Consider the following 6,027-nt stretch of genomic DNA (forward strand, 5'->3'; position numbering starts at 1 on the left):
GCACACGATGCAAAACCACCCGATTACTTTAACCATTGACATCCTAATGATGTTCATTTTCATAACATCCTATACAGCTGTTCTCGCATTAGCTCTCGGGCACTTTGATCCTTCACTTGTCCTCCTAACCGGATTGACGCTCAGCCTGTTCTTGTGGTTTCCACTTCATCCCAAAATAAAGCATGCAAGAACCTCTTTGCATCTTGGGGCGAACGATGTTTTTTTTATTCTTTCGATCCTCTCCTTAGCTCTCTTTTTTCGATCCGGGCCTTATTTATACATAATGGGCGATCAAGATCAGGGAGTGTATGTTAACATGGCGTCCGAATACGCCCGCAATGGGAAACCATTCCTAAAAGATAGCGTACGTAAAATTATCACCGACAAAGACATTCTTGAATTATATGATTCTTACAATCACAAGCACTCACACGACCCTAGAAAGGCTCACCTAAAGAACAAATATGAGGGTGCACACCTTCCCGGGATATATATTAAGAATCTCTCCAAATCTGAATATGTTTTTCAGTTCTATCCCCTACATCCCTTGTGGATGGCAATCATTGGCAAAATAGTTGGACTCAAAAATTGCATACATGCATTGACTTTATTTTCTCTATTATCCGTAGTGGCCTTTTACCTGTTAGCATTGGAGATGTCAGACGGCGATAGCAAGACGGCAGCATTCATCGCAATCCTTCTTGCCGTAAATCCCCTGCACTCCTTTTTTTCGAAGTGGCCCGTAACCGAGGTCGTGGCCCTAACGTTTACGGCCTTTGGCTTTTACTACTTCCTCCGATTTTACAATAGCTGGAAACACAATTGCCAAAATAGCTTGCTTTTCCTACTTACCATGTCCGCTGCTTCTTTCGGATGTTTCTTCTTCACCCGCATTTCCGGTTTTATGTATCTTCCTTTCTTTTATGCCATAATGATCGTGACACTATTATTATCCTCCAACACTAGACTTCGGTTGCACATAGTTGCATATGTCAGTGTTTTATTCGTGCTTTACATCTTTTCTGTAGCGTATGGCTTGCACTTTTCTTTTCCATATTCTTACGACATATACAATATTTCATTCCGTAAAGTATTCGGTTCGCACAGGCCTCAGCTGCTCGCCATATTGGCAGTCTCTCTTACGATATTGCCGATCGTAGCGTATCTTATTTCCGGCAAACCCAAAATCCGTCTTCTGGCCGATAACTTCATACGGAAAATTCGATCCTTGCTGCCCTTCGTATTTCTAGCCATCTTGGTCATAGCGTTCTATAAGGCGTACTTATTGGGGTTTACAGACAGGTACATTAATGATCCCTGGCTGGGTTCCCGGTGGGCGCTAGCGGCATCCGGCTGGGCTGGGTTTACGTCCACAAGCGTAATCGTTGCCATTAAATACCTTTCTCCCATTACATTTCTTGCCTTCATCGTTGCAACTTTTAAGCTCAACAAGGATTGGCTAGGTACTGCAGGCCTAGTATTTATACTTGGATTCTGGTTTTATATTGCGGCCCTACAATGGACAATTCCTTACCAGTACTACTATGCGAGATATCTTCTATCTGAAATTGTTCCATATACACTTCTCTTAACCGTTGTCTGGACCAAAACAGCTCAAGGCCGCCTAGCCAAAACTGCAAAGTTCATAGGGAGCGCTGTGATTGTTATGTATTTTGCCGTCTTTAGTTCTTTTCAGTTACAGGGGAAGGAGGCTGACGGAGCTTATACTTCCCTGAACCAAATCTCTGGTGAACTTACAGACTCCGATTTGCTTCTGTTAGACAGAAGAGGTTTTCGAAGGTACGCCGAGATCAAAACACCTCTAGTCTACTTTTTTGGTCACCACGTGTTCGACGTAGCATCAGACGAGGACGTGCTCAAGGTCGCCTCTTGGGCCACTTCCCATTTCCCCAATGTTTACCTGTTGTCTCAAAAACCCTGTTTCATTGAGAATATAACTCTTTTGAAATGCATACCCTACAGACAGGCTGGATTCGAACATACTCGGAGAATTCCCCGGAAGTTCATGAAGGATAAAATAGTTGAGACGCTATGGTTGTACAAGGTTGATACTCTGGCTCTCGCGTCCAAAGTGATAGCACGCACAGGGATCATTGATATCTCAAGTCCTCTAGTTGAGATCGAAGGATTTTATGGCGACCGCCTATGGACCAATGGAAGAGGGATAATTAGGGGGCTTGATCTGCCTTTCGAGGGAAGCAGAACCCTTGAGATTGTAACGCGGGGGTACAATCCAGACATCCGGAATTTGCACCTACTAGCCGTCAAGACTCTTGTCAATGGCGAAGAGGTCCCCTTGTTGGGTTCACAGGGAGTGCGGCTGTACTTTTTTCTTCCTCAGCACCTCAGCCCCATTCGGAGCATTGAAATAATATCCAATACTTTCATTCCAAAGGAGAGGAACATCAACAATGATACTCGCAAACTTGGCTTGGACATTGTAAGACTTCAGATCCACTAACCTTTAGGGCCTAAAGTGAAGATTCGCCTGCAGGCTAAATTTTCCTGTATTACCTTGACTCTACTGGCCATGGATCTACGACGATGAAACTTATCATACAGATTCCGTGCTACAATGAAAAGGACACTTTGCCCATCACCCTCAACGATCTTCCCCGCCATGTACCGGGTTTTGATGAGGTTGAGTGGCTGGTAATCGATGACGGAAGTACCGACAAAACGGCTGAGATTGCGCGGCGTTGCGGTGTCGATCACATTGTGCGCCACACAAGGAACCAAGGACTTGCCCGGGCCTTCATGACAGGCCTCGATGCGTGCCTTCAGCTTGGAGCCGATGTGATCGTGAACACGGACGCTGACAACCAATACAACGCCAAGGACATCCCGACACTGACCGCTCCCATTTTAGAGGGGCGGGCTGATATTGTCGTCGGAGCCCGACCAATTGACAGCATCCAGCACTTTTCACCGATCAAGAAAGTGCTTCAGAAAGTGGGAAGTTGGGTTGTTCGTTTTGTAAGTAGAACGGATATCCCGGATGCGCCCAGTGGGTTCCGTGCCATGAGCCGGGCCGCTGCCCTGCGCCTCATGGTGTTCAACGACTACACCTACACGCTGGAGACCATCATCCAGGCCGGGCAGAAAAACATGGCCATTGTATCTGTCCCCATTCGCGTAAATGAAGACCTCCGACCAAGCCGGCTCGTCAAAAGCATACCGTCTTATGTCAAGAGGAGCATTGCCACAATCATTCGGATTTTCGTGATTTACAAGCCGTTCCGCTTTTTCGCGACAATTGGCACAACTGTCTTTGCATTGGGATTTCTCATTGGACTTCGCTTTCTCTTCTTTTACGCCATGGGAAAGGGGGAAGGACATGTCCAGTCCTTGATTCTTGCGGCACTGCTCATGGGAATGGGTTTTCAAACCATACTCATTGCCTTTGTGGCCGATCTCCAGGCCGCCAACCGCAAGATGTTGGAAGATTTGAGATATTCTATAAGAAGACATAACTATGGTGGAAGTTTCAGCTCCCAAGAGAGGATTAAGAAAGATGGCTGATCAGGGTGCCGAAGGGTTTTTCTCACCTCTTCTTCGTTCCCGGAGATTTTTGGCTGTCAAGCCTTTTTTGCGAGGCCGGGTTCTCGACTTCGGATGCGGAACCGGTGGACTGGCTCAGTACGTCCCCGCGTCTCGGTACCTAGGCGTGGATATCGATGATCAATCGTTGCAACTTGCGCGATCCAAATTCCCCTACCACCATTATTGTAAGGGATGGCCAGACATCCTAGCTACTTTTGATACTATCGTTTTAGCAGCCGTCATTGAACACATGCCCCACCCGGTGGAAATTCTCTCTAAACTAAGAAAACATCTGGCAGACACACATGAGGCTCGTCTGATTATCACAACCCCTCATCCGTCCCTCGATTGGGTGCATCGCGCGGGAGCTTACCTCGGGCTCTTCAGTAAACATGCGAGCGACGAACACCATCAATTGCTGGACTACCCCAAGCTTAAGGGGATTGGACATCTCGCTTGGCTAAGCATGATTCTATACTGAAGGTTATTGCTTGGAGCAAACCAACTGTCGGTCTATGCAAGGAATTGAGCATGATAATTTCTGGAGGACGCCAAGAAAGCGGTGTTATTATTGGAAACACATATAATAAATATAGTTCAAAAAACCCCCTTGTCAAATTGATCATGGCCGGATTCCGATCTGCGTTGTACGAGCTGATAACGCAGGCCTCTCCGAAAGCCATCCATGAAGTCGGTTGCGGTGAGGGCTACTGGGTCATCCAATTGCACCTTCAGGGTTTTGATGTCAAGGGATCCGATTTTTCCGCCAGCGTCATCGAGATGGCGCGCCATAACGCCAAGGCGTTTGGGATCGCAAAGGATCGTTTCCTCACTTGCAGTATTTATGACCTTGACGAGCACCGCCACGGCGCTGACCTTCTTCTTTGTTTGGATGTACTGGAACATCTCTTAGATCCCGAAGCAGCCCTCAGAGCACTTCTCCGCGCGTGTTATAAATATTTGATTGTCAGTGTGCCGAATGAACCATTATGGTCCTTTTTGAATATGGTTCGAGGCAAGTACCTTCGTGATAAGGGGAATACTCCGGGACACATACAACGCTGGTCACAAAAAGCTTTCATCGACTTCGTGTCCAATCATTTTCAGGTTATCGCAGTGAGATCACCCTTGCCATGGACAATGCTCTTGTGCCAACCTCCAAAATGAAATGGCTTCGAAACCGCCGATGGGTGTCCATCTTTCATCGTGTAGGTAACGTCTTGGCTGTTTTGGGTATAGCCTTTGTCGCACTTCGCTACAGGCAGTACTCCGGCCAAATCAACCAGCTACGCTATAACCCGAATCTTTTCATATACATCACGGGTTTAGCCTTGGTCTCCGCCGCGTCCAATTTGCTGCTTGCCATGGCATGGCGTAACTTGCTTCAAAAATTCGGGGCCACAGTCGGCCGGCGCTGGGCTTTGAAAACTTACGGCATTTCTCAGTTAGCCAAGTACGTGCCCGGAAATATTTTTCACTTGGCCAGCCGGCACTCTATTGGACTCGCGGCACAGGTACCCCTATGGCCTTTGACAAAATCAACAGTTGCCGAACTTGTCCTTATTGCGGCAGCAGGCGCTCACTTTGCTTTTCTTTGCCTGCCCATGATGTTCGTACAGGTATCTAAATACGATTCTGCCGGGCTTTTTGTGATCGCCGTCTGCTTCTCGCTTTTTCTCTTGGCGCGCTACGCCGGCATGGAGGTTTTGCGCGCTTTTTTTTATCAGCTCTCTTTCCTTACGGTTTCAGGCACCCTCTTTGCCTTGGTTGTGGCCCTCATTTCAAGTAATTGGCCTGTCGTAGATCTTCCCTGGTTCTCCGTCATTGCAGCATATGTCATTGGCTGGCTAGCAGGCCTGGTCACACCCGGGGCCCCGGCAGGAGCCGGCATCAGGGAAATGGTGGTCTTATTACTTTTCGGAAATTTAGATACAGGAACTTACCTCATTCATGCGATCTTGATCACTCGCACCATAACTATTGTAGGTGATTTTCTTTTTTTCTTCTACGCTTCACTTTTGCTCTCTCCTGAATCTTAGAAATTCTGAATTCGTGAATGATTACAATACCTATTGATGTGTAAGAGTTCGAGACAGCTATTCTGCGTTATTAGGCCCCAGTTACGTTGGTTTTTCCCACCTCGCAAACAGATGAACCGAAACCTGAATCCGTGAATAGAAAGGCGGCAAACTGACGGTGGGGCATTCGAAATCCATTTCACGGCTGGGTGATGGCCGTTTTCGACTCCCCCGGCGGCCTCCGGGCCGTCAGAAGCCGGAGAAACCGCTTTCGATGGTGATATTTTACGCCTTTCGAAACACAGGTGTCCCTTCAAAACCTTGCGGTCAGTCCGCTTGCATGCTCTTGAGGAGGCCCGGACTATGCCGGGCAGAACCTGAGATACACACTGCGAAAAGCACGAAAGGCCGGACAGTGTCTTCCGAACTGCAACTTCAACCGGCG

5 protein-coding genes are annotated in these 6,027 nt (G+C 47.6%); all 5 read left to right on the forward strand.

Features of this window, described 5'->3' with window-relative positions; translation table 11 throughout:
- Positions 1-7: 7 nt before the first annotated feature.
- The gene (locus tag BUB04_RS01040; protein WP_073036103.1) at positions 8-2,482 is read left to right on the forward strand and encodes a hypothetical protein; all 2,475 of its coding nucleotides are present in this window, start codon (positions 8-10) and stop codon (positions 2,480-2,482) included.
- A gap of 83 nt (positions 2,483-2,565) precedes the next feature.
- Positions 2,566-3,543, forward strand: coding sequence for a glycosyltransferase family 2 protein (locus BUB04_RS01045; RefSeq protein ID WP_073036105.1), 978 nt, complete (start codon positions 2,566-2,568; stop codon positions 3,541-3,543).
- Entirely contained in the window at positions 3,536-4,045 is a 510-nt protein-coding gene (locus BUB04_RS20215; RefSeq protein WP_073036106.1) for a class I SAM-dependent methyltransferase, read from the forward strand. Before BUB04_RS01045 ends, BUB04_RS20215 begins: the two co-directional genes overlap by 8 nt.
- A gap of 143 nt (positions 4,046-4,188) precedes the next feature.
- Entirely contained in the window at positions 4,189-4,731 is a 543-nt protein-coding gene (locus BUB04_RS20220; protein ID WP_353743172.1) for a class I SAM-dependent methyltransferase, read from the forward strand.
- Complete coding sequence (locus BUB04_RS01060) at positions 4,698-5,603, forward strand: hypothetical protein (RefSeq protein WP_143156303.1); 906 nt, start codon at positions 4,698-4,700, stop codon at positions 5,601-5,603. The genes BUB04_RS20220 and BUB04_RS01060 overlap by 34 nt, the downstream gene beginning before the upstream one ends.
- Positions 5,604-6,027: the final 424 nt, after the last annotated feature.

This window comes from Desulfacinum infernum DSM 9756, from assembly GCF_900129305.1.
In the GTDB taxonomy this organism is placed as follows: Bacteria; Desulfobacterota; Syntrophobacteria; order Syntrophobacterales; family DSM-9756; genus Desulfacinum; species Desulfacinum infernum.

Coding starts and splice junctions, on each gene's coding strand:
- BUB04_RS01040 (WP_073036103.1), top strand. CDS start 8: ATGCAAAACCACCCGATTACTTTAACCATTGACATCCTAATGATGTTC.
- BUB04_RS01045 (WP_073036105.1), top strand. CDS start 2,566: ATGAAACTTATCATACAGATTCCGTGCTACAATGAAAAGGACACTTTG.
- BUB04_RS20215 (WP_073036106.1), top strand. CDS start 3,536: ATGGCTGATCAGGGTGCCGAAGGGTTTTTCTCACCTCTTCTTCGTTCC.
- BUB04_RS20220 (WP_353743172.1), top strand. CDS start 4,189: ATGGCCGGATTCCGATCTGCGTTGTACGAGCTGATAACGCAGGCCTCT.
- BUB04_RS01060 (WP_143156303.1), top strand. CDS start 4,698: ATGGACAATGCTCTTGTGCCAACCTCCAAAATGAAATGGCTTCGAAAC.